The organism is Thalassovita sp. (assembly GCF_034670005.1).
In the GTDB taxonomy this organism is placed as follows: Bacteria; Pseudomonadota; Alphaproteobacteria; order Rhodobacterales; family Rhodobacteraceae; genus Thalassobius.
Map to the genome: position 1 here is coordinate 340967 of NZ_JAXMOH010000001.1, position 22959 is coordinate 363925.

The following is a 22959-nucleotide window of genomic DNA, read 5'->3' on the forward strand; positions in this document are numbered from 1 at the left end:
TTGAAACTTTATGGGAAATGGATCATTGGCCGGGTCGGAAAATTCTGCACTCATGTCGATGCTGCGCCTCGAAGCGGTCGAACCAAGCTTCCGGCCCCGCGTCTATGTCGCCGGGCAGGGCAGCTTTGAAACCTTCAATCTGATCGTGATCGTGCGGCGCGGCGCGGCGCAGCTTCTGATGGGTGAGCGGGACATCACGATTGGCCGGCATTGCGTGATGGTGTTGCCCCACGGCGCGCAGGCGCGCTTGCAGGTGCCCGCCGGAACCGGCGTGTGGATCATCGGATTTGCCCGGCGGATGCAATCCCTGATCACCGGCACCGGACCGGAAAGCCTGTCGCTCGATCTTGTACTCAGCCGCCCTTCACTGACACCCGAAAACCCGCAAATTGTCGAAACCTCTATTTTGCCATTGCTGCCGCTGCTGGTTCAGGAACTGAACGACCCGGGTAAACGATCCCAAACCGCCATCGCCGCGCTGCTGCGGCTGTTGCTGATCGCGACCAGCCGGATGTTCACCGCCGACAGCCTGACCGACGTCAAGAACGACATCAGGATACTGCATCGTTTCCGGCAATTGGTCGAACTGGACTATCGCAACCGCAAATCGGTTGCCGAATATTGTCAGGATCTGAACCTGACCTATGACCGGCTGCACGATATCTGCCAACGAAACCTGAAACGCTCTCCGCTGGCGCTGATCCATCAGCGGATTTTGCTGGATGCGTCCACCCGCCTTGCGCAATCCGACGATAGCATTCAGTCGATCGCCGATCACCTTGGCTTCAACGATCCGACCAAGTTTTCACATTTCTTCAAACGGTCGACGGGCCTCTCGCCGCGCCAGTACCGGCAGATGACACGACAGGAAATGGACCTTCAGGCCAGCAGCGCATTGCGGACCTTTTCCGACTGGCCCTAGCAGCGCAGCCCAGTCGCATTTTCAGGCAACGGACCCGCCTGATTCAGCGGCGTTCACTTGAACTTGTAACTGCGCGGGAAGCCATAGGGTGCCTTCTTGCCGACCCCGGCCCGCTTGCCCAGCCAATCGGTCAGATCCGGTTCATGCCGGGTCTTGCCGCCGCCCATTTCCCAGCTCAGACCGGCGTCCCAGTCAAAGGTGGTGATATCCGACAGCCCGCCATCCAGCTCCAGAGTCCCCTGACGCCCGCGCGCCATATTGTATTTCTGCAACCGCACACCCTTGCCCCGGGTCATTTCCGGCAGCTCCGCCACCGGGAAGACCAGCAATTTGCCGTTCTGGCTGACAATCGCCACGTGATCGCCAATCACCGGCCGCACGATTTCGGCCTTCACGTCATCCTTGACGTTCAGCACCTGCTTGCCGGTCCGGGTCTGGGCCAAAACCTCGTCTTCGGTGACCATGAACCCGTTGCCTTCGGTGGATGCGACCAGCAATTTCTGTCCCGGCTTGTGGATGAACAGGTCGACGATTTCCGATTCGTTGGGCAGATCGACCATCAACCGCAGCGGTTCGCCCATGCCGCGCCCACCGGGCAGGTTCGACGCCTGCATGGTATAGAACCGCCCATTGCTGGCAAAAACCAGCAGCTTATCGGTGGTTTCGGCGTGGAAAATGAACCGTGGCCCGTCGCCATCCTTGAATTTCAGCTCACGGGTCAGGTCGATATGGCCGGTCATCGCCCGGATCCAGCCCATCTGCGAACAGACCACGGTGATCGGTTCGCGGTCGATCATCGCCTCCAAAGGCACCTCTTCGACCACACCGGCCTCGGCGAATTGCGACCGCCGCGCGCCGCCGGGATAGCCCCGGCCGAACTGCTTGCGGGTCTCTTTCAATTCTTCGCTGACCCGACCCCATTGCAAATCTTCGCTGGCCAGCAGACCCAGCAGACCTTCGCGCTCTTCCAGCAGCGCATCGCGCTCGCGGTTCAGCTCGATCTCTTCCAGCCGCCGCAACGACCGCAACCGCATGTTCAGGATCGCTTCGGCCTGTACATCGCTCAATTCGCCCTCGACCGTCGTCGGCAGCGGCGAAACATAATCGGCCTCGGACATCGCGCGGGCCCGTTTCAGGCCCCAGTTTTCCGCCATCAGCGCGTCTTTCGGCGCGTCGTCATAGCGGATGATGTCAATCACCCGGTCGAGGTTGAGAAAGGCGATGATCAACCCTTCCAGAACTTCCAGCCGGTGATCGATCTTGTCCAAACGATGCTGCGACCGGCGCTGCAGCACCTCGCGGCGGTGATCGAGGAACGCGCGCAGCACTTCTTTCAGCGAACAGACCTTCGGCGTCACCCCGTCGATCAGCACGTTCATGTTCAGCGAAAACCGGATTTCCAGATCCGAACTGCGGAACATCATGTTCATCAGAACCTGCGGATCGACGTTTTTCGACCGCGGTTCCAGAATCAGCCGGATATCATCGGCGCTTTCGTCGCGCACATCGGCCAGAATCGGTATTTTCTTGGTCTGGATCAGCTCGGCGATCTTTTCGATCAGCTTGGATTTCTGCACCTGATAGGGGATTTCGGTGATAACCACCTGCCAGGTGCCGCGCCCCAGATCCTCGACTTCCCATTTGCAGCGCAGCCGGAACGCCCCGCGCCCGGTCCGATACGCCTGCGCGATGCTGTCGCGCGGCTCCACGATCACGCCGCCAGTGGGGAAATCGGGCCCCGGCACGTAATTCAGCAGGGTTTCATCGCGCGCATCCGGCACCTTGATCAGATGCAGACACGCCCCGATCAGTTCCTCGATGTTATGCGGCGGGATATTGGTGGCCATGCCCACCGCGATCCCCGACGATCCATTGGCCAGCAGGTTCGGGAACGCCGCCGGCAACACCACCGGTTCACTCAGAGTCCCGTCGTAATTTTCGCGGAAATCAACGGCGTCTTCGTTCAGCCCGTCCAGCAATGCCTCGGCGGCGGCCGTCATCCGCGCTTCGGTGTATCGGCTGGCAGCCGGGTTATCGCCGTCGATATTGCCGAAATTGCCCTGCCCGTCGACCAGCGGGTAGCGCACGTTGAAATCCTGTGCCAGACGCGCCATCGCGTCATAGATCGCAGCATCGCCATGCGGGTGGTAATTGCCCATCACGTCGCCGGAAATTTTCGCCGATTTCCGGAACCCCCCCGAAGAAGACAGCCGCAATTCGCGCATCGCATACAAAATGCGCCGATGCACCGGTTTCAGCCCGTCACGCGCATCGGGCAACGCCCGGTGCATGATCGTGCTCAGCGCATAGGTCAGATAGCGTTCGCCAATGGCCCGCCGCAGCGGCTCGGACACTTCCATCGGGTTCATGTTGGGGTCGTCGATCAGATCGCTCATATATGCTGTGTACCTTCGACATAACGGCGCGACAAGACCGCGTCAGCGCGAATTTCAGTCGCCGCATCGTAATGTGCTGTCCTCGGTGCCCGGTGGGGAATGGTATTCCGGTATTCCCCCTGCGCGGCCTTCCCGTGTTATATAGGAAGACATTGAAAACAATATTCATTGAATCCATTTCAGGGGCCAACGATGCATCCTTTAATCGTTCTGACCTTTTTCTTGCTGGCCTTGGCTTTCTATCAGGCCAGCGGTGGCGCAGATTTTAATCCCGGTGCGGATCGCTTTGCCCGGCTGGCACGGGTCGAAGCCGCATCAGCCCGCGCCGCCAGCGAAAAGCGAATCGTCCGCACCGCACCGCCCACTGTTCCGATCCCGGTGGCCGCCCCCGGATCGCGTGTTGAACCGGTCGACTTCACGGCCCCCGCCCTGCCGCTGATCAGGGTCATCCCTGCCTCTGAAAATCCGGTCGCCACTTCCGCGGTCCGGTCGCAACCGGTGCAGGTGATCCAGGCCGAACCAGCCCCCGATTTCCGGTCCGTCCGACCGTCCCGGGCCAATCTGCGGATGGGACCGGGCAAGCGTTACAATGTCGTCGCCAAACTGACCCGCGGCGCCGAGGTTCGTGTGCTTCAGGACCCCGGTCAGGGCTGGGTCAAGCTGCGGGTGATCGACACCGGCCGCATTGGCTGGATCGCTGGATCGCTGTTGACCGCCCGGGCAGCGGATGGCTAAGCGGTATTGCCCGGCTCCGCGATTGCGGCGTAACGATTTTTTTCGTAAGCGGGCATAACCCCAGTCGGAGGCAAGCGTGCAGAAAACGATCCTGATCACCGGATGTTCCTCGGGCATTGGCTATGCCGCCGCGCATGGGCTGAAAGCGCAGGGCTGGCGGGTGTTCGCCTCCTGCCGCCAACAGGTCGATTGCGACCGGCTGGCCGCCGAAGGGCTGGAAACCGTGCAACTGGATTACGCCGACGAAACCAGCATCGAAACCGCGCTGGCGCAGGTCCTGCAAGCGACCGGCGGCACGCTTGACGCGCTCTACAACAACGGTGCCTTCGCCTGTCCCGGGGCCGCCGAAGACCTGCCGCGCGGCGCGCTGCGCGAAATATTCGAGGTCAATCTCTTTGGCATTCACGACCTGACCCGCCGGGTGATCCCGGTGATGCGGGCGCAGGGCCACGGCCATATCATCAACTGTTCCTCGATCCTCGGTCTGGTGGTAGCCCCGTGGCGCGCGGCCTACAGTTCAACCAAATTCGCGCTCGAAGCGCTGACCGATACGCTCAGGATCGAAATGCGCGACACCAATATCAGGGTGGTGCTGCTCGAACCGGGGCCGGTCACCTCGAACATCCGTAAAAACGCGATCCCGCATTTCGAAAAATGGATCGACTGGGAAAACAGCCCGCGCGCCGACCAATACCGCGGCAGCCTGATCAAACGGCTGTATGAAACCCGCGATAAAAAGGACCTGTTCGAACTGCCACCCGAAGCTGTGACCGCGAAACTGATCCGCATCCTGAACAGCGACAACCCGCGCCCGCGCTATTACGTCACCACGGCCACCCATATCATGGGGGCACTGCGCCGGATACTTCCCTCCCGGGCGCTCGATTGGCTGCTGGCCCGGGGTTAAGCCCCCCGCGACCAAATAGAGACTTCGCTTTTTCGCGCCGGGCCACTACATCTTGGCGCAACCCAACCCAAAGGAGCCGCCCAAATGAGAGACGATCCGCTCTTCTATGTCGTCGCCGCCGCCTGCCTCGGCGTGCTCGTGATCCTGATGATCGGGATCGGCGGGTTTGCCAAGGGCGGCGATTTCAACCGTAAACATGCCAACAAGATCATGCGCCTGCGGATCGCGGCGCAATTCGTCGCGGTTCTGCTGATCCTGCTTTTCGTCTGGCTGCGGCGCGGAGGTTAAACGATGGTCGTTCTGAACAAGATTTACACCCGTACCGGCGACAAGGGCGATACCGCGCTCGGCAATGGCGTGCGGGTGCCGAAACATTCCCCCCGCGTGGCGGCCTATGGCACCGTGGATGAACTGAACGCCACGCTGGGTCTGGCCCGGCTGCATGCGAGCGGCGAAACCGACGACGCGCTCAGCCGGATTCAGAACGACCTGTTCGATCTGGGCGCCGACCTGTGCCGCCCGGAAATGGACAAGGATGCTGATGCCGACTACCCGCCGCTGCGGATCGCCGACACTCAGGTTGAACGGCTCGAATCCGAAATCGACGTGATGAACAAAAACCTTGAACCGCTGCGCAGCTTCATTCTGCCCGGCGGATCGGCGCTGTCGGCCCATTTGCATCTGTGCCGCACCGTCGCGCGCCGCGCCGAACGGCTGTCGGTGGAACTGTCCGGTTCCGAAGACGTCAACGCGTCCGCAGTCAAATACCTCAACCGGCTGTCCGACTGGTTCTTCGTCGCCGCCCGGCTGGCCAACGATCACGGCCGCGCCGATGTGCTATGGGTGCCCGGCGCAAACAGGTGACACCGACGGTAATCCGGGTCGGTGCTCGGGTTAGACCCGTTGCGCCATTGGCAGCCAGATTTCGAATTTCGGAATTGCACTGCTGCCAAACGGATAGGACGGGTAGCGTTCGAACACCGCCCGGTTGTCCAGCTGGAACCCGCTTTCCGGCAGCCAGTTCAGCATGATGGAATCAAATGCGTCGGTGACTTCCACAAAGGACCCGATAAACCGGAACCGCCCATAGCAGCCTCCCTGCAACAGCTCCGACTTGAACTGCGAATTGCAGGTTTCCCCGTCCTCCGCCACAACACCGGCAAGATAGGAATACGGTTCATAATAGGAAAAAGGCCGATCTTTCTGAAGCGGTTGATAGACCCCGATGGTCGTCCTCCTGACCCCGTTTTCCACCAGTTTCCATTCGGTATGCAACTGCCACCAGAGCTTCGGAATCTCATCGCGGCTTTCCAAACGGAATTCGCCCCCGAAACCGATAACGGTCTGTTCCGGGAAATCCACGATTTCAGGTGATGTGACAAGAAAACCCATATCTGCTCCGTAGCTTCGAATATGCCCTTTTTGGTCCGGCTTCCCAGCCCCTTTTTTCAATCTTTTGGCTTGCCACTGGCAGAAAGTTTGAAAACGCGACGTCGGTTGGCGCTAACGTGACGATTTTCCCCTGTTTCACCTCCGCGCAAGAATATAACAAAGGGCCGATAGTATACGGGGGAATCGTTACCATCCCCCACACACCTAGAGGGAGACCGCGCCAATGAAGGTACTCGTACCTGTCAAACGTGTGATCGACTATAACGTGAAAGTCCGCGTCAAAGCGGACGGCAGCGGTGTCGATCTTGCCAATGTGAAAATGTCGATGAACCCGTTCGACGAAATCGCCGTCGAAGAAGCGATCCGCCTGAAAGAGGCCGGAAAAGCTGAAGAAGTCGTCGTCGTCTCGATCGGCGTCAAGCAGGCGCAGGAAACCCTGCGCACCGCTCTGGCCATGGGTGCCGACCGCGCCATTCTGGTCGTGGCGGCCGATGACGTGCATCAGGACATCGAACCGCTGGCTGTCGCCAAGATCCTCAAGGCTGTGATCGACGAAGAACAGCCCGGGCTGGTCATCGCCGGTAAACAGGCGATCGACAATGACATGAACGCCACCGGCCAGATGCTGTCGGCGCTGTTGGGCTGGTCGCAGGCGACCTTCGCCAGCGAACTGGATCTGGACGGCGACAGCGCCGTGGTCACCCGCGAAGTCGATGGCGGCTTGCAGACCATCAAGGTCAAACTGCCCGCGATCATCACCGCCGACCTGCGTCTGAACGAACCGCGTTATGCGTCGCTGCCCAATATCATGAAAGCCAAGAAGAAGCCGCTGGATGAAAAATCCGCCGCCGATTACGGCGTCGATGTCAGCCCGCGTCTGGAAATCGTCAAGACCACCGAACCGGCGGAACGTCAGGCCGGTGAAATGGTCGGCTCGGTCGATGATCTTGTGGCGAAACTGAAAGAAAAGGGGCTGGTGTAATGGCTGTTCTCCTGCTTGCTGAAGTCACCGACGGCGCACTGGCGCTGGATGCAACCGCCAAGGCCGTAACGGCCGCCAAGGCTCTGGGCGACGTGACCGCGCTTTGCGTCGGCTCTTCGGCCGCCGCGGCCGGGGCCGAGGCTGCCAAGATCGACGGCGTTTCCAAAGTTCTGGTCGCCGAAGACGCGTCTCTGGGCCACCGTCTGGCCGAACCCACTGCGGCACTGATCGTGTCGCTGGCGGGCGATTACAGCCACATCGTGGCCCCCGCAACCACCGACGCCAAGAACATCATGCCGCGCGTCGCGGCGCTCTTGGACGTGATGGTGCTGTCGGATGTGTCCGGCGTTGTCGATGGCGACACGTTCGAACGCCCGGTCTATGCCGGCAACGCGATCCAGACCGTGAAATCGAATGACGCGCAGAAGGTCATCACCTTCCGCACCTCGACCTTCGACGCCGCGGGCGACGGCGGCTCTGCCGCAGTCGAAACCATTTCGGTCGGCGCCGCCGAAGGCCTGTCCGAATGGGTCGAAGACAAGGTTGCCGAAAGCGATCGTCCGGAACTGACCTCGGCCAAGATCGTGGTCTCGGGTGGCCGTGGCGTCGGGTCGGAAGACGACTTCAAGATCATCGAAGCGCTGGCCGACAAACTCGGCGCCGCCGTTGGCGCCTCGCGCGCTGCGGTCGATTCGGGCTTTGCGCCGAACGACTGGCAGGTTGGTCAGACCGGCAAGGTGGTGGCACCGGACCTTTATATTGCCGTCGGCATCTCGGGTGCGATCCAGCACCTCGCGGGCATGAAGGACTCCAAGGTCATCGTCGCAATCAACAAGGACGAAGAGGCACCGATCTTCCAGGTTGCCGATTTCGGCCTCGTCGCCGACCTGTTCCAGGCCGTGCCGGAACTGACCGAGAAGCTCTGAAGCCATCTGTAGCGTTTCGCGCTACAAATTGCACAAATCTCGACAAACTATTGCTAAAAGGCCCGCCTCTGGCGGGCCTTTTACGTTGCCCCTCAGCGGGCAAGGCTCGACAATACGACGCCGGTCAGAACCACCCCCACCGACAGCAGAAAGCTCAGCGAAGGCACCTCGCCCAGAAACAGCATGCCGCCCGCAATAGCGAGGACCGGAACCGTGACTTGCGCCACCGCCGCCCGTGTCGCCCCCAGACGCGGAAGGATCGAGTACCACAGCGCATAACCTAGCCCAGACGTCACCGCACCGGACAGAATTGCCAATACAATACCTAATGGATTCAAACTACTAACCCCTGACAACAGCGTCAAACCCATCCCGATCGGGACCGCCAGAACGAAATTCGCCGCCGTCGCCTGCAACGCATCCCCGGCCCTGCGCCCGTTCAGCGAATAGATGCCCCAACCGATCCCGGCCAGCACCATCATTCCCGCCTGCAACGGCGGCAAAACCACGCCGCCACCGGGCCACAGCAACCAGACCAGCCCGACGAAAGCCACCACCGCCCCGGCCCATCGCAACCCTGGCACCCTGTCCCCCAACCACAAAGCCCCGGCAAACATCGTAACCTGAACCATACCGAACAAAACCAACGCCCCGATCCCTGCATCCAGCGCAGTGTAAGCCAGAGAAAAGCCGAAAATATAAAGACTTAGCGCAATTACACCAATCGCCCGCCCATCCCCTTTCAAGGGCAGACCACCGCGCAAAGCAAAGGATAGAACCGCCAGCATCACGGCCCCGGCCATCAACCGAACGGTTCCAAAAAGCACCGGATCCAACCCCGTCTGCGCCAACCCCATGCGGTTCAAAACTGAATTCGCCGCAAAGGCGATCATGGTCACAAGGGTCAATAGAAACAGCCGCATCAGACCGGCCTGTCAAATTCCGCCCGCGCACGGGCGGCCTTGTCGCGCATCACACAACCCGCCGCATGGTCATTGATCAATCCCATCGCCTGCATGAACGCATAAACCGTTGTAGGACCTACGAATTTCCATCCCCTCTTTTTCAGCTCCTTCGACAAGGCGACCGAAGCGGGCGAGGTCGATTGCGTCTGCGGTTCGGGTAATTCGGCCGGATCGGGCTCATAGCTCCAGACAAAGGCTGCGATCGACCCTTCCAGCACCACCAACTCCTGCGCCCGCCGCGCATTGTTGATCACCGCCTCAATCTTACCACGATGCCGCACGATCCCCGCATCCCCCAATAGCCGCGACACATCGCTCTCGTCAAACTCTGCTACCTTATTGAAATCAAACCCGGAAAATGCACTTCTGAAGTTTTCCCGCTTGGCCAGAATGGTGCGCCAGCTCAGCCCCGACTGGAAACTTTCCAGACATAACTTTTCGAATAACCGGATGTCGTCACCCACCGGATAGCCCCATTCATTGTCATGATAGGGCAGGAATTCCGCCACGTCCCCGCACCATTTGCAGCGCGGCTTGCCGTCTGAACCCACGATCAATTTGCCCATGTCATCGCATCCCTGTCCTGCTGCACACTGAACGCAGCCTAGACAGCGTCCGCGCTATGCTCAACTCCCAAGCCATCACCTGCACCCCGATGCCCAAGCTGCTGCGACGGGCATCGTCTCCATGCTATGCGAACTGAGTTTTGCTCAATCGGACAGGAAATCTTAGACTGTAGGAGCGCTTGTCGAAAATAAATTTATATAAAAAAACAATACGTTGGGACAATTCACCCTCTGAATAAAAAGGGGCCGCCCGAAGGCGGCCCCAAATCTTCCAGCGTGGAAGGCGTGACTTACATCATGCCGCCCATGCCGCCCATGTCGGGCATACCGCCAGGAGCCGCGCCTTCTTTGGCGGGCTTGTCAGCAACCATCGCTTCGGTGGTGATCAGCAGACCCGCAATCGAAGATGCGTCTTCCAGTGCGGTCCGTGCCACTTTGGCCGGATCGATCACACCGAAGGCGAACATGTCGCCATATTCTTCGGTCTGAGCGTTGAAGCCGAAGCTGGTGTCGTCCGATTCACGGACCTTGCCAGCTACAACCGCACCGTCAACACCCGCGTTCTCAGCGATCTGGCGCAGAGGCGCTTCGAGAGCTTTGCGAACGATCGAGATACCGGCGTTTTGATCGGTATTGGCGCCAACCAGGCCTTCCAGGGATTTACCAGCCTGAACCAGAGCGACACCGCCGCCCACGATCACGCCTTCTTGAACGGCTGCGCGGGTTGCGTTCAGAGCATCGTCAACACGATCTTTACGCTCTTTCACTTCAACCTCGGTCATACCGCCGACCTTGATCACGGCAACACCGCCAGCCAGCTTGGCCACACGTTCCTGCAGTTTTTCACGGTCATAATCCGAAGAGGTTTCTTCGATCTGAGTACGGATCTGCGAAACGCGTGCTTGGATTTCGGCTTTTTCACCTGCACCATCGACGATGGTGGTTTCGTCCTTGGTGATCGTGACCTTCTTGGCAGTGCCCAGCATGTCCATGGTAACCGACTCGAGCTTCATGCCCAAATCTTCGCTGATGACCTGACCACCGGTCAGGATTGCGATATCCTGCAGCATGGCTTTGCGGCGATCGCCGAAACCCGGTGCCTTAACCGCTGCGATTTTCAGGCCGCCGCGCAGCTTGTTGACAACCAGAGTTGCCAGCGCTTCGCCTTCAACATCTTCTGCAATGATCAGCAGCGGCTTTTGCGACTGGATCACCGATTCCAGCAGCGGCACCATCGGCTGCAGCGACGAAAGTTTCTTTTCGTGCAGCAGGATCATGCAGTCTTCCAGATCCGCGATCATCTTGTCGGGGTTGGTAACGAAATAGGGCGACAGGTAGCCACGGTCGAACTGCATACCTTCGACGACAACGGTTTCCGTTTCCAGACCCTTGTTTTCCTCGACGGTGATGACGCCTTCGTTGCCAACCTTCTGCATCGCGTCTGCGATCTGACGGCCGATTTCGGTTTCGCCGTTGGCCGAGATGGTGCCAACCTGAGCAACTTCAGCCGAATCCTTGACTTCGCGAGCCATCGCACGGATCGCTTCGACGACCTTTGCAGTGGCCAGATCGATACCGCGCTTGAGATCCATCGGGTTCAGACCGGCAGCAACCTGCTTGAGGCCTTCTTTGACGATGGCTTGGGCCAGAACGGTGGCGGTGGTGGTACCGTCGCCAGCTTCGTCATTAGTGCGGCTGGCCACTTCTTTGACCATCTGCGCGCCCATGTTTTCGAACTTGTCTTCCAGTTCGATTTCCTTGGCGACCGACACACCGTCCTTGGTGATACGGGGGGCGCCGAAGCTTTTGTCCAGAACCACATTGCGGCCTTTGGGGCCCAGGGTCACTTTGACAGCATCGGCGAGAATGTTGACGCCTTTCAGCATTTTATTGCGGGCATCGGTGTCGAATTTGACGTCCTTAGCAGACATATCGTTTGCTCCTGTTTCTTAAAACTTTGACGCGACGATCAGGCAATGATGCCCATGATGTCGGATTCTTTCATGATCAGCAGCTCTTCACCTTCCAAGGTGATTTCGGTGCCGGACCATTTGCCGAACAGGATTTTGTCGCCTTCTTTGACGTCCATGGCGATCCGTTCGCCTTCGTCGTCCTTGGCACCGGCGCCAACGGCTACAACCAGACCTTCAGCCGGCTTTTCCTTGGCGCTTTCGGGGATGATAAGCCCACCTGAGGTTTTCTCGTCGCCTTCAACGCGGCGAACCAGCACGCGGTCATGAAGCGGAGTAAATGCCATTTCTGAGTCTCCTTGGCTCAGTGTTTCTCTCAGGCCCCCTTCTCATGAAGCAGAGCCATTAGCACTCACCACTGTCGAGTGCTAACGACGCATAGTTAGGAAGATGGAGAACACGAGTCAACTGCCAAGAACGGAAAATTGGCCCAGTTGGTGATCGGTTCCCAGGAAGCCGTGAAAAACGCTATTATAAAGCACCCGGTGTTTGCGCGCTGCGGCCCATATCAGTTAACCTATATACCCCCCTGTCCACCCGTTCGAACCAACCATAGTGATTGTCCGCCATTACCCTCGTGGCCCGTTTCACCCCGGTAGCCTGCGCTACCACTGCGCCTTTCGAAGCTCCGTTTTCAGCGAGGTACGCGGCGCAGCGTAACGCTTCCTGCCGGTAGGAAGTGACGAGCCCAATCCGCACCGCGCCGCCCTTGTTGGGATCACCCTCGCGCCGCTCGAATTCGGCCATCAGCGACGCCTGCCGTTTCTTCACCTTGCGCGGCTGAAATGGTGCGGGGTCGTGATGCACCTGCACTTCGCCCGCATCCAGGCTGACCGAAATCACCCCCAGACCCAATCGCTTGCACAGACCCAGATTGCCCTTGAACGCCCGCCACCCGGCCCGGCCCTTCCAACGCGGCACAGCAACATAGACCTGATCGGTAATCTTCTGCCGCGCCACCGCCTGTTGTAAAAGTGTCAGAGAAAACCCGGTCTTTAACTCGATCACAACCGGTGCCTCGCCGTCCCGCAAGGCCACCACATCCGCCGCGCCAATTTCCGCTTTGACCTCATATTCCAAGGCTTCGAAGAAATTTTTTATAGGTTCATACAGATCTGTTTCGCAGGGTTTTGGCATGGCGCGACTTTAGCCAGAACACCAGCACGAGCCAAGCCACAGAACGCTTCGCGCTTTGCTTGTGTATACAGATCTTCATGCTACCCTCTCCAAAAGAGGGAGTTCCAGATTGCGTAATATTTTGTTGAGCCTAGTGCTTGGGCTGGCGGCCTCAATTGCGCAGGCCGATTGCGAAGGGCCCGTCGCCTTTGATGCATTGCCAGAATCGGACAAAACGGCCTTGATGAATAAGGCGCAGACAGTCCGCTTCGCCGAAGGCCTGCTCTGGAAAGCAGAAAAGGATGGCATAACGTCGTATATCGTCGGGACACTGCATTTTTATGATCCGCGCCATGAAACGACGATGGAACGGGTGACCCCGCTTCTGCAACAGACAGAGCAGCTTTTCGTTGAATTCAACAAGCCCGACGAAAACGGAATGAAGACTTATCTGGCAGAAAACAGCGGCGCTTATTTGATCAATGAAGGCCCTAGCCTGATAGACCGGTTAGGAGAAGAAAACTGGGCCAAGCTTTCTGTCAAACTGGCAGAACGGAACATGCCGGGTTTCATGGCAGCCCGGTTCCAGCCCTGGTTCCTCGGTATCACTTTGTCGGTCCCCAACTGCGCAATTGTCGACCTCAGAAAGGGTAGACTTGGTTTGGACAAACGGGTTGAACAAACCGCCGGTGACCTTGGCATACCCGTCCATTCATTGGACATTTGGGACAAACTGTTACCGCTTTTGGCAGGTGATCCGATCGACCAGCAGGTTGAAGACATGAAATGGGGCTTGTCTCTTGACCTCGATGACCTCGGTAGTGACAAGTCCACTGTAGCGCTGTATTTCCGTGAACAGGTGCAACTTGCATGGGCGTTCACATGGCACCGCATCGCAAAAACAGCGCCAGAGCACCGTGCAAAAATCTCAAAAATGTTTAGCGAAGTCGAACAAAAGCTCATTATCGGTCGCAATCGCGACTGGATGGGCAAATTGACCCCCGCATTATCGAAATCCCCAACCTTCGTGGCCGTCGGAGCGATGCACCTACCGGGCGATGACGGTGTGCTGGCGCTACTGCAACGGCAGGGATTTACGATCACCCGGCTGCCACTGTCCGAAGATTGATAAAGTTCTGGGCGCTGCGGTGCGGCATCAACGTCGCACTGCGGCACAGACAGGTGACAATCCATCAAAGCCCTTCTATAAGGCGCGCAAATTCGACCATTTCCGCACATGAAGGATTCCAGTATGACCATCCAGGTTTTTGGCCACAAATCCCCCGACACCGACTCGACCGGTTCCCCCATCATCTGGGCATGGTACCTGAACGAAGTGAAAGGCGTTGACGCCGCTCCGAAATTGCTGGGCGAACCCAACACCGAAGCGCTGTTCGTTCTGAACCGTTGGAACCTGGACAAGCCCGAGATCATCAAGACCGTCGAAGCTGGCGCACCGGTGATCATCGTTGACACCAACAACCCTGCCGAACTGCCCGAGGCAATCAACGACGCCGACGTTCAGGCGATCATCGACCACCACAAGCTGGTCGGCGGGCTGGAAACCAAGGGCCCGATCAATATCACAATCCGACCGCTGGCCTGCACCGCCACCATCATGATTGACCTGATGGGTGAAGATGCCGCCAAGATGCCCGACGCGATCAAGGGCGCTGCGCTGAGCTGTATCCTGTCGGACACGCTTGAATTCCGGTCGCCCACCACCACAGATCATGATCGTGAAGTGGTCGAAAAGCTGGCCGCCGATCTGGGCATCGATATCGCCGCCTATGCCGCTGAAATGTTCGAAGCTAAATCCGACGTGTCGGCATTTTCGGATGCCGAACTGCTACGGATGGATTCGAAAGAATACAACGTAGACGGCAAGGAGTTCCGCGTTTCGGTTCTGGAAACCACCGCGCCCAAAATCGTTCTGGACCGCAAAGACAGCCTGATGGCCTCGATGGTTGATGTCGCCGCCGAAGACGGTGCCGATCAGGTCCTGCTGTTCGTCATCGACATCCTGAACGAAGAAGCCACCCTGCTGGTCCCGAACGATCTGGTCAAAACCGTAGCCGAGAAAAGTTTTGGCGCAAACGTGACCGGCGACACCGTGGTTCTGCCCGGCGTCATGAGCCGTAAGAAACAGATCATCCCGAACCTCAAGGTCTGATCAGAAAATTTGAAATCTGAAAAATTTCGCGGGCCTGAGGTGTAAACCTCCGGCCCGTTTTCGTTGTGCCCTATTCCACCGGCACCCCGAAAATTACGATCGCCACACCCAGCAGCGCCAGCGCCGCGAACCGCATCGCCAGTCGGCCGCCGCCCGGCATCTGCCGCGCCCCCACCGCCGCGATGGCGGCCTGCAACGCGTAGTAAGCTGCGAAAGCGCGGGAGGCATAGCTGATGATCTCGAAGACATTGGCGGTCCAGGTCAACACAAGTCCCACCGCCACCAACCCGGCATAGGCCTGACGCGTTGAAATCCTGCCCCGGGTCAATTCGGCCACCAACCCGCCGGACCCGCCGGTATCGGCCACTGCGGCGCTGAACTGTGCGCTGAGCGCGGCAGCCACCAGCAGCACCGGCAGGATCGGCGCCACCAATTCCATCAGCTGGATGATCGCGGTTTCGTTCAGCGCCATATGACTAGCTGGAAAGGCATAAGCAAGCAAACCGATATAAACCATGTAGATCAGCGTCGCCAGCAGCTGCGCCAGCCGCATCGCCCGGATGCGGGTGCGGGCGTCATAAACGGCACCCAGATAGCGCGTCGTCTCGAACCCCTGCACCGTCACGATCAGACCAAAAGCCAGGGTCACTGCGGGCCAGCCGGTCAGGCGCGGTGGGTTCAGCACCAGAGTGCCGGCGCCCGCCTGCCGCGCGAAATACTGGGCAAGCCCGACCAGCAGTCCCAGAATGATCGCCAGTTTGACGCTGACCGAAATTTGTTCCATCCGCTCCAGCGCACCAAAACCGCGGGTCCAACCCACCACCAGCACAAGCAGGAAAACCGCGCTGGTCATTTCCTTGGCAGCGGTTGGGCTGTTATACGTAGTCAGGCTAACCGCGAAAGCGCCGAAAAGATTCAGGTAATAGGCCACCGAGATGATATAGGCGAAAGACAGCGCCCAAGAGGTCGCCTGTTCCAGTATCTTTTCTGGCCGTGACCGTCCCTCCTCGGTCAGATCGATCCGTGCGATATTAAAACGGATCGCCGACCCGAAAGCCCAGGCCCCGAGACAGAGCGCCGCCATGACCGCCGGGGCAAACAGCCCATAGGAATCGTCAAGGATCGGCCCCAGCACCAGAAACCCGCTGCCGATGATCGAGGCCAATGGGGTCACCGTCGCGCGCCACAGCCGTGCATCGGCGATCCGGGGCAGCATCAGAGCACCCAAAACGGCGACGGTGGTCAGAAGGATTGCGGCATTCAGCATGGGACCGGTCTAACGCCGGGCCAGGGCGTGGTAAATACTGGCAGAAAGGTTTTCGGGATTTCCAAACGTCCTATGCTGAAATCCCAATTTACTGTGGCGCCTATCCGGCACCCCTGTCATATCTTCACCCCGTTAGATGACGCTAAAAAACAGGCCCGTTTGCATGACACAGATCATTTCCGCTCTTTCCGAGATCTCTGACCGTTACGACGCCTTGTTCGTCGACCTTTGGGGCTGTGTTCATAACGGCGTCACCGCCTACCCCGAAGCGGTCGCAGCGCTGCAGAAGTACCGCCAGAAAGGTGGCATCGTGGTGTTGGTCACCAACTCGCCGAAACCCCGCGCGGGCGTCGCTGAGCAGCTGACTCGTTTCGGTGTGCCCGCAGATTCCTATGACAGTATCGCCAGCAGCGGTGACAGTGCCCGGTCGGCTATGTTTCAGGGCGCTGTCGGAAAAAATGTCTATTTCATGGGCGAATGGGACCGCGACGAAGGATTTTTTGAGCCGCTGCATATTCTGGAAAACCCAGTCGATATCACCCGTGTACCGCTGACCGAGGCAGAAGGTATCGTCTGCTGCGGCCCGAACGACCCGATGGCCGATCCCGCCGTAAATCGCTCCGATTTTCTATATGCCAAGACCAAGGGGCTGAAGCTGCTTTGTGCCAATCCCGATATCGTGGTTGACCGTGGCGCGGTCCGCGAATGGTGCGCCGGAGCGCTGGCACGGCTATATACCGATATGGGCGGCGAAAGCCTCTATTTCGGCAAACCGCATCCGCCGATCTACGATCTGGCGCGCCGCCGGTTGGCCGCATTGAATCCCGACATCCCGGACAGCGCTATTCTGGCCATCGGCGACGGTCCTCACACCGATATTCAGGGGGCGATGGGCGAGGACATTGATTCTCTTTTCATTTCTGGCGGGCTGGCGCGAGAAGAAACAAAAACGTCGCATCAACCCGACAAGGACGCGCTAGAGGCTTACCTGCAAAGAGAAAACTCTAATCCGACCTATACGATTGGCCAGCTCCGCTAGGAGAAAAAATACTTGATTTTCTGCGACTGCAAAGTAATAAAGTTGCAGAAAAGCCCCTCGGGGCGGCGAAATATTACTCACCCGGATAAACGGAGGGTCGAATGTTGGACAATCTGCCACGCGGTACGATCTGTATCGAAGACATCGAAATGGGGATGACGCGCCACCTGCGTAAAGTTGTCACCGATGAAGATATCGAAATGTTCGCCAAGGTATCAACCGACCACAATCCGGTACACTTGGATGACGACTACGCTCAGGATACGATTTTCAGTGGCCGCATCGCGCATGGGATGCTGACCGCAGGGCTGATTTCGGCGGTGATCGGCGAACAGTTGCCCGGACACGGCACCATCTATATGGGGCAAACTCTGAAATTCCTCGCCCCGGTACGTCCGGGCGACATGGTCACCGCAGAAGTTGAAGTGGTCGATATCGACCATTCCAAGCGCCGGGTGAAATTGGATTGCCGTTGTTTGGTCGATGGCAAGAAGGTGCTGATGGGCGAAGCCACCGTTCTGGCCCCATCGCGCAAATTCGACTGATCCCAGCCATCCGCGCATGGCGGCAATACTATGGTGCAAGAAGACTTGCGCCTGTCTGCCTGCGAGGCTAACCCTTCGCCATGCGTATCATCCGGGATTACACCTATGTCACCGATGACGATCGTGGCGCCGCCGCTGCGATCGGAAATTTTGACGGCGTCCATCTGGGGCACCAGTCGGTGATCGACCTTACCCGCCGCGAAGCCGACCGGATCGGTGCGCCGCTGGGGATCATGACCTTTGAGCCGCATCCGCGCGAATTCTTCGCCCCCAAGGCCCCGGCCTTCCGGCTAATGAGCCGAGAAGCACGGGCGCACCGGCTGGAAAAGCTGGGTATTGAAAGGCTCTATGAGCTGAATTTCAACACTACTCTGTCATCGTTCACCCCACAAGATTTCGCCTCTGCGGTGATCCGTGACGGTCTGGGTCTGAAACATGTGGTGGTTGGTTCCGATTTCTGTTTCGGCAAGGGCCGCGCCGGCAGCGTTGAAGACCTGAAACGGTTTGGCACCGAAATGGGATTTGGCGTCACCATCGCCGAACTGCTAAAAGGAAACGGTATCGAAGTGTCCTCAACCGCGATCCGCAACGCGCTGAGCGACGGCCGCCCGCGCGATGCCGCTGCCATGCTGGGCCATTGGCATAGGATCGAAGGCCGTGTGATCGGCGGCGATCAGCGCGGTCGTGAACTGGGTTTCCCAACCGCCAATATGTCAATCGAAGGCCTGCATCCGCCAAAATTCGGTGTCTACGCGGTACTGGTCGACGTTCTGGACGGTCCGCATAAAGGCAGCTATCGCGGCGCGGCGTCGATGGGTGTGCGACCCATGTTCGGGGAAAACAAACCGAATCTGGAAACCTATCTGTTCGATTTCAAAGGCGACCTTTACGGCACGTCGCTATCGATTGGCTTGGTCGATTACCTGCGACCCGAGGAAAAATTCGACAGCCTCGACGCGCTGATCAATCAGATGAATGCCGATTGCGACCGGGCGCGCGCAATCCTGGACGCATTATGAGCCGCCCAAAGTTGCGCAAACGGTTCTGGGAAACCGTGCCGATTGAAAAGATGACCCACGAGGAATGGGAAGCGCTGTGCGACGGCTGTGGCAAATGCTGCCTGAACAAGCTGGAAGATGACGAAACCGGCGATGTCGCGCTGACCAATATCGCTTGTCGGTTGCTGGACGACAGCACCTGCCGCTGCGCACAATATCCGATCCGCCATCAATTTGTGCCCGAATGCATTGTTCTAAAACCCCAGAACATGGAAGATAACCTGTATTGGATGCCGGAAACCTGCGCCTATAAGCTGCTGTGGAACGGTAAGAGACTTCAAGACTGGCATCCGTTGATCAGTGGTGATCCCGACAGCGTACATATGGCCGGAGTTTCCATGCGGGGCCGTACGGTGCCAGAATTCGAAGTTCCCGAAGAAGATTGGGAAGACTATATTATAGAGGAGCCGACATAATGTTTTTTGCCTCTGACAATGGTGGCCCAGCCCATCCGCAAATCCTGCAAGCCGTGATGCAGGCCAATGACGGCTACCGCTCGGGCTATGGTGCTGACGCGGAAATGGACCGGGTACGCGATCAGATCCGCGATCTGTTCGAAGCGCCCCAAGCGGCGGTTTATCTGGTCCCCACCGGCACCGTGGCCAATGTTCTGTCGCTGGCAACCCTTTGTCAGCCTTGGCAGTCGATTTTCTGTTCGCCGGTCGCCCATATCGAAGAAGACGAATGCAACGCACCCGAATTCTACACTGGCGGTGCCAAGCTGGCCCTGGTGGGTGAGGGTGACAAGATGACCCCCGAAGCGCTGCGCAACGCGATCCTTGAGAAAGGTGGCAGCGTACACAACGCGCAGCGCGGACCGGTGTCGATCACCCAAGTCACCGAACTGGGCCGGATTTATTCCCTGAACGAAATCGAAGCCTTGTGCAGCGTGGCCAAGGAATTCGATCTGCCGGTGCATCTGGACGGCGCGCGCTTTGCCAATGCTCTGGTTCAACTGAATTGTTCGCCGGCCGAGATGACCTGGAAAGCGGGCGTTGACGCGGTCAGTTTCGGTGGCACGAAAAACGGCTGCATGGGCGTCGAGGCGGTAATCTTCTTTGACCCGAAACATGCTTGGGAATTTGAGCTGCGGCGCAAACGGGCCGGGCATCTGTTTTCCAAACACCGCTTTCTATCCGCGCAAATGCTGGGCTATTTGCAGGACGGTTTGTGGTTGCAAACCGCACGGCAGGCGAATGAAAACAGTGCCCGGCTGGCCACCGGATTGCGGGCGCTAGCCGGGGTGGAGTTTATTGCCGAACCACAGGCCAATATGATTTTCGCCAAGATGCCGCGGGCATTACATCAACGCGTCTTTGACGCCGGGGCCTATTATTACATCCTGTCGGGTGCTCTTGAGGGCGACGATCCTGATGAGCCGCTTTTGGGTCGTTTCGTATGCGACTGGTCGATCGGGACCGATGGCGTTGATCAGTTCCTCGCCGCTGCCAAAGGCTGATTTTCACCGGGCAAGTTTCCCAGAAAAGCGCGGATAAGCGCCGCAACCTGCTTGGGATGGGTGAGCGGCGCCATATGGCCCGCGCCTTTGACAACCGCGTGCTGACTACCGCGGATTCGTCTTTTCAAACCGGCGGCGACCAGGCTGATATATTCGGGCGTGTTTGCGCCTTCGATCAGAAGGGTGGGCACATTGAGCGCCTCAATGGCACCGCTTGCCAACAATCCGGCCGAGTCATCAACGACCTCGGGCGTCGTTTGTTCGACCACCTTGATCTTTTCCGCCATATCCCTGCGCTGCGCCTCGGGCAAGCTGTCCCACGGTCGGCCTCCGCCCCATAAATCGGAAAAGGATTTGGCTGCCGCCATCATGTCACCGGACTTCAGCGCCTGACCGTACTCTTGCAATTCGTTATCATGGCGCACGCGGCTAGTGGGATCGTCTGCGAAAGCGACCGCCAGAAACACCGGTTCGATCAGCACCAGAGACCGGACCAGATCGGGCCGTTCCGTTGCCAAACGTAAGGCGACCGTTGTACCGAAGGAATGGCCGATCAAATCTGTGGGGCCATCGAGGAAAGCCAGCGCCATATCAACCGTGGTCCGTTGCAGCGGTCCGCGGTAAAACCATTTGCCGCTTTTGCCGTGACCGGGAATATCAAAGGCGGTCATATGCAGCAGGTCCCCCAACTGCGCCGCCATCCCCTTCCAAGCCCCGGAATGGCCCAAGGTACAATGGAGCAACAAAGCTTCGTTCGGCCCCGACCCAAACTCGGTCCAATAGGTTGGAAACCCGCCCTTCTCTCCTTTCGGCATGAATCAGAGATCGCCCGATAGATGCGCGTCCAGATCCTCCAACCGGTCCTGACCCCAAAATTTCTGCCCGCTATCGACGATAAAAAAGGGCGATCCAAAAACGCCTTCGGCGACCGCCTGTTCGAGATTGGCGGCATAGGTTTCCGCCCCGGACAGCAAACCGCTGTCAGCCAGAGAAGGATCGAAACCCGCGCGTTTGAGGCAGTCCTTGATCACCGTATCCTCGGCGATGTCTTTTTCCTCGGCCCAGCAGGCGACATGAAGCGAATCCACCAATGCGGCCAGATCACCACCCCCGGCATTCTGCGCCGCGATGATCGCATAAGAGGAAGGCGCGGCATTGGTCGGCCAATGGGCCGGTTTCATGTTCAGTTTCATTCCCAGTTTGCGCGCTTGGCGCGGCAATTCCTGAGCTCGGTAGTCAATCCGGGATGGGTGCCGCTCGGGCACCGCGACACCTCCGGTACGGGGAAAGGCAGAGATGATATCGAAGGGTTTGTAGGTAACACTGGCCGCATGACGCTTTGCAATCTCGTCCAACCGATCGCCCACCAGATAAGCATATGGCGAAAGTGTCGAAAAATAGTAATCAATATGCGCCATCCACGGCCCTCCCCTACTGCATAGCTTTGCCTGACCGTAGTGAGATGCTAAGCGGTGTCAACAACACGAATCTGTCATCTCGACCAATCTGGGGAACTGTCGGCATGTCCACACTCAATGAACCGAAACTGATTTCAGGGAATGCCAACTTGCCGCTGGCCCAATCCATTGCGCGGCGAATGTCTATCCACCGGGGACGGCAAATCAGCCTATGCGATGCAAGGATCGAACGCTTCAACGATCAGGAAATTTTTGTCGAGGTCTATGAGAATGTCCGCAACGAGGACATGTTCATCATACAGCCGACCTCTTGCCCGGCCAACGATAACCTGATGGAGCTTTTGATCATGGCCGACGCGCTGCGCCGGTCTTCGGCCGCTCGGATCACCGCAGTGATCCCCTATTTCGGCTATGCCCGTCAGGACCGCCGGACCAAAGCCCGCACCCCGATTACCGCCAAGCTGGTGGCCAATATGCTAGTGGAAGCTGGGATCGAACGTGTTCTGACGCTGGACCTGCACGCGACGCAGATTCAGGGCTTCTTCGATATTCCGGTCGACAACCTCTATGCCTCACCGATTTTTGCACTGGACGTTCAGACGCAGTTCGCCGGATCGCTGGACGACGTGATGGTCGTATCGCCCGATGTTGGCGGTGTGGCCCGTGCACGCGAATTGGCCAAACGGATCAATGCACCGCTGTCGATTGTCGATAAACGCCGTGAAAAACCCGGTGAAGTCGCCGAAATGACCGTGATCGGCAATGTCGAAGGGAAAAAATGTATCATCGTAGATGATATGTGCGACACGGCCGGGACGCTGTGCAAGGGCGCCGAGATCCTGATGGAACACGGCGCAAGCGAAGTTCACGCCTATATTTCGCACGGCGTATTGTCGGGACCCGCAGTCGAACGGATCACCAATTCGGTGATGAAATCCTTGGTGATCACGGATTCTATCCAACCGACCCCGGAAGTTCTGGCCACGCCGAATATCCGCATTCTACCAACCGCTCCGATGTTTGCGCAGGCAATCCTGAACACATGGAACGGGACCAGCGTTTCGTCCTTGTTCGAGACCAACACTTTGGAACCGATCTACGAAGGTCAGTTCAAATTGTGAAA

At 58.4% G+C, this 22959-nt stretch carries 25 protein-coding genes; 15 read left to right on the plus strand and 10 right to left on the minus strand.

The genetic code is table 11. From position 1 onward, the window contains the following. Positions 1-52: 52 nt before the first annotated feature. Positions 53-922: an AraC family transcriptional regulator gene (locus VOI23_RS01870; protein ID WP_323780685.1), complete on the plus strand. Its 870-nt coding sequence runs from the start codon at positions 53-55 to the stop codon at positions 920-922. 53 nt (positions 923-975) lie between these two features. On the opposite strand, the gene VOI23_RS01875 is transcribed toward VOI23_RS01870, so the two are convergent. After that, positions 976-3318: a DNA topoisomerase IV subunit A gene (locus tag VOI23_RS01875; protein ID WP_323780688.1), complete on the minus strand. Its 2343-nt coding sequence runs from the start codon at positions 3316-3318 to the stop codon at positions 976-978. 192 nt (positions 3319-3510) lie between these two features. Between VOI23_RS01875 and VOI23_RS01880 the strand changes: the two genes are divergently transcribed. From VOI23_RS01880 to VOI23_RS01895, 4 genes are all read left to right on the plus strand, one after another. Further along, positions 3511-4053 (plus strand): SH3 domain-containing protein, encoded by a 543-nt coding sequence (locus VOI23_RS01880; protein ID WP_323780690.1) that lies wholly within the window; start codon positions 3511-3513, stop codon positions 4051-4053. A gap of 76 nt (positions 4054-4129) precedes the next feature. Beyond that, complete coding sequence (locus tag VOI23_RS01885; protein WP_323780695.1) at positions 4130-4960, plus strand: SDR family NAD(P)-dependent oxidoreductase; 831 nt, start codon at positions 4130-4132, stop codon at positions 4958-4960. Between the two features lie 84 nt (positions 4961-5044). Then, positions 5045-5248 carry a twin transmembrane helix small protein gene (locus VOI23_RS01890; protein ID WP_323780699.1) on the plus strand — a complete coding sequence of 68 codons (204 nt, stop codon included), beginning with the start codon at positions 5045-5047 and terminating at the stop codon, positions 5246-5248. Positions 5249-5251: 3 nt separating this feature from the next. Continuing rightward, entirely contained in the window at positions 5252-5824 is a 573-nt protein-coding gene (locus VOI23_RS01895; RefSeq protein WP_323780701.1) for a cob(I)yrinic acid a,c-diamide adenosyltransferase, read from the plus strand. A 30-nt stretch (positions 5825-5854) separates the two neighbouring features. Here VOI23_RS01895 and VOI23_RS01900 read toward each other — a convergent pair whose 3' ends face one another. Beyond that, positions 5855-6352 (minus strand): GyrI-like domain-containing protein, encoded by a 498-nt coding sequence (locus VOI23_RS01900; RefSeq protein WP_323780704.1) that lies wholly within the window; start codon positions 6350-6352, stop codon positions 5855-5857. Between the two features lie 223 nt (positions 6353-6575). Here VOI23_RS01900 and VOI23_RS01905 point away from each other — a divergent pair, with 223 nt between their 5' ends. Next, positions 6576-7334: an electron transfer flavoprotein subunit beta/FixA family protein gene (locus VOI23_RS01905; protein ID WP_323780707.1), complete on the plus strand. Its 759-nt coding sequence runs from the start codon at positions 6576-6578 to the stop codon at positions 7332-7334. Further along, on the plus strand, positions 7334-8260 hold the full coding sequence (locus VOI23_RS01910) for an electron transfer flavoprotein subunit alpha/FixB family protein (protein WP_323780710.1): 927 nt from the start codon (positions 7334-7336) through the stop codon (positions 8258-8260). Before VOI23_RS01905 ends, VOI23_RS01910 begins: the two co-directional genes overlap by 1 nt. Positions 8261-8352: 92 nt before the next feature. Here the strand turns inward: VOI23_RS01910 and VOI23_RS01915 are convergent, their stop codons facing one another. From VOI23_RS01915 to VOI23_RS01935, 5 genes are all read right to left on the minus strand, one after another. Then, positions 8353-9183: a DMT family transporter gene (locus tag VOI23_RS01915; RefSeq protein WP_323780715.1), complete on the minus strand. Its 831-nt coding sequence runs from the start codon at positions 9181-9183 to the stop codon at positions 8353-8355. After that, complete coding sequence (locus VOI23_RS01920) at positions 9183-9791, minus strand: DNA-3-methyladenine glycosylase I (protein WP_323780717.1); 609 nt, start codon at positions 9789-9791, stop codon at positions 9183-9185. The genes VOI23_RS01915 and VOI23_RS01920 overlap by 1 nt, the downstream gene beginning before the upstream one ends. 290 nt (positions 9792-10081) lie before the next feature. Beyond that, entirely contained in the window at positions 10082-11722 is a 1641-nt protein-coding gene (groL, locus tag VOI23_RS01925; protein ID WP_323780720.1) for a chaperonin GroEL, read from the minus strand. A gap of 38 nt (positions 11723-11760) precedes the next feature. Further along, a complete protein-coding gene (locus VOI23_RS01930; protein WP_323780722.1) occupies positions 11761-12048 on the minus strand; it encodes a co-chaperone GroES in 288 nt (95 codons plus the stop codon). 184 nt (positions 12049-12232) lie between these two features. Continuing rightward, on the minus strand, positions 12233-12898 hold the full coding sequence (locus VOI23_RS01935) for a DUF2161 domain-containing phosphodiesterase (RefSeq protein ID WP_323780725.1): 666 nt from the start codon (positions 12896-12898) through the stop codon (positions 12233-12235). Between the two features lie 109 nt (positions 12899-13007). Here VOI23_RS01935 and VOI23_RS01940 point away from each other — a divergent pair, with 109 nt between their 5' ends. Both VOI23_RS01940 and VOI23_RS01945 read left to right on the plus strand, forming a co-directional pair. Beyond that, the gene (locus VOI23_RS01940; RefSeq protein WP_323780728.1) at positions 13008-14006 is read left to right on the plus strand and encodes a TraB/GumN family protein; all 999 of its coding nucleotides are present in this window, start codon (positions 13008-13010) and stop codon (positions 14004-14006) included. Positions 14007-14129: 123 nt separating this feature from the next. Beyond that, the gene (locus tag VOI23_RS01945) at positions 14130-15050 is read left to right on the plus strand and encodes a manganese-dependent inorganic pyrophosphatase (protein ID WP_323780731.1); all 921 of its coding nucleotides are present in this window, start codon (positions 14130-14132) and stop codon (positions 15048-15050) included. 70 nt (positions 15051-15120) lie between these two features. On the opposite strand, the gene VOI23_RS01950 is transcribed toward VOI23_RS01945, so the two are convergent. Continuing rightward, positions 15121-16317 (minus strand): hypothetical protein, encoded by a 1197-nt coding sequence (locus VOI23_RS01950; RefSeq protein WP_323780734.1) that lies wholly within the window; start codon positions 16315-16317, stop codon positions 15121-15123. 163 nt (positions 16318-16480) lie between these two features. Here VOI23_RS01950 and VOI23_RS01955 point away from each other — a divergent pair, with 163 nt between their 5' ends. From VOI23_RS01955 to VOI23_RS01975, 5 genes are all read left to right on the plus strand, one after another. Next, the gene (locus VOI23_RS01955; RefSeq protein ID WP_323780737.1) at positions 16481-17356 is read left to right on the plus strand and encodes a TIGR01459 family HAD-type hydrolase; all 876 of its coding nucleotides are present in this window, start codon (positions 16481-16483) and stop codon (positions 17354-17356) included. Positions 17357-17457: 101 nt separating this feature from the next. Further along, positions 17458-17901, plus strand: a complete 444-nt coding sequence (locus VOI23_RS01960) for a MaoC family dehydratase (protein WP_323780740.1) — start codon at positions 17458-17460, stop codon at positions 17899-17901. 80 nt (positions 17902-17981) lie between these two features. Continuing rightward, positions 17982-18920 (plus strand): bifunctional riboflavin kinase/FAD synthetase, encoded by a 939-nt coding sequence (locus tag VOI23_RS01965; RefSeq protein WP_323780742.1) that lies wholly within the window; start codon positions 17982-17984, stop codon positions 18918-18920. Further along, the gene (locus VOI23_RS01970) at positions 18917-19375 is read left to right on the plus strand and encodes a YcgN family cysteine cluster protein (protein WP_323780745.1); all 459 of its coding nucleotides are present in this window, start codon (positions 18917-18919) and stop codon (positions 19373-19375) included. Before VOI23_RS01965 ends, VOI23_RS01970 begins: the two co-directional genes overlap by 4 nt. After that, positions 19375-20418, plus strand: a complete 1044-nt coding sequence (locus tag VOI23_RS01975; protein WP_323780748.1) for a low specificity L-threonine aldolase — start codon at positions 19375-19377, stop codon at positions 20416-20418. Before VOI23_RS01970 ends, VOI23_RS01975 begins: the two co-directional genes overlap by 1 nt. Here the strand turns inward: VOI23_RS01975 and VOI23_RS01980 are convergent. Together VOI23_RS01980 and VOI23_RS01985 are read right to left on the minus strand one after the other, a co-directional pair. Next, a complete protein-coding gene (locus VOI23_RS01980) occupies positions 20391-21233 on the minus strand; it encodes an alpha/beta hydrolase (protein WP_323780751.1) in 843 nt (280 codons plus the stop codon). The genes VOI23_RS01975 and VOI23_RS01980 overlap by 28 nt on opposite strands. 3 nt (positions 21234-21236) lie before the next feature. Beyond that, complete coding sequence (locus VOI23_RS01985) at positions 21237-21836, minus strand: 2-hydroxychromene-2-carboxylate isomerase (RefSeq protein WP_323780754.1); 600 nt, start codon at positions 21834-21836, stop codon at positions 21237-21239. A 104-nt stretch (positions 21837-21940) separates the two neighbouring features. Between VOI23_RS01985 and VOI23_RS01990 the strand changes: the two genes are divergently transcribed. After that, complete coding sequence (locus VOI23_RS01990) at positions 21941-22957, plus strand: ribose-phosphate pyrophosphokinase (RefSeq protein ID WP_323780757.1); 1017 nt, start codon at positions 21941-21943, stop codon at positions 22955-22957. Positions 22958-22959 lie beyond the last annotated feature (2 nt).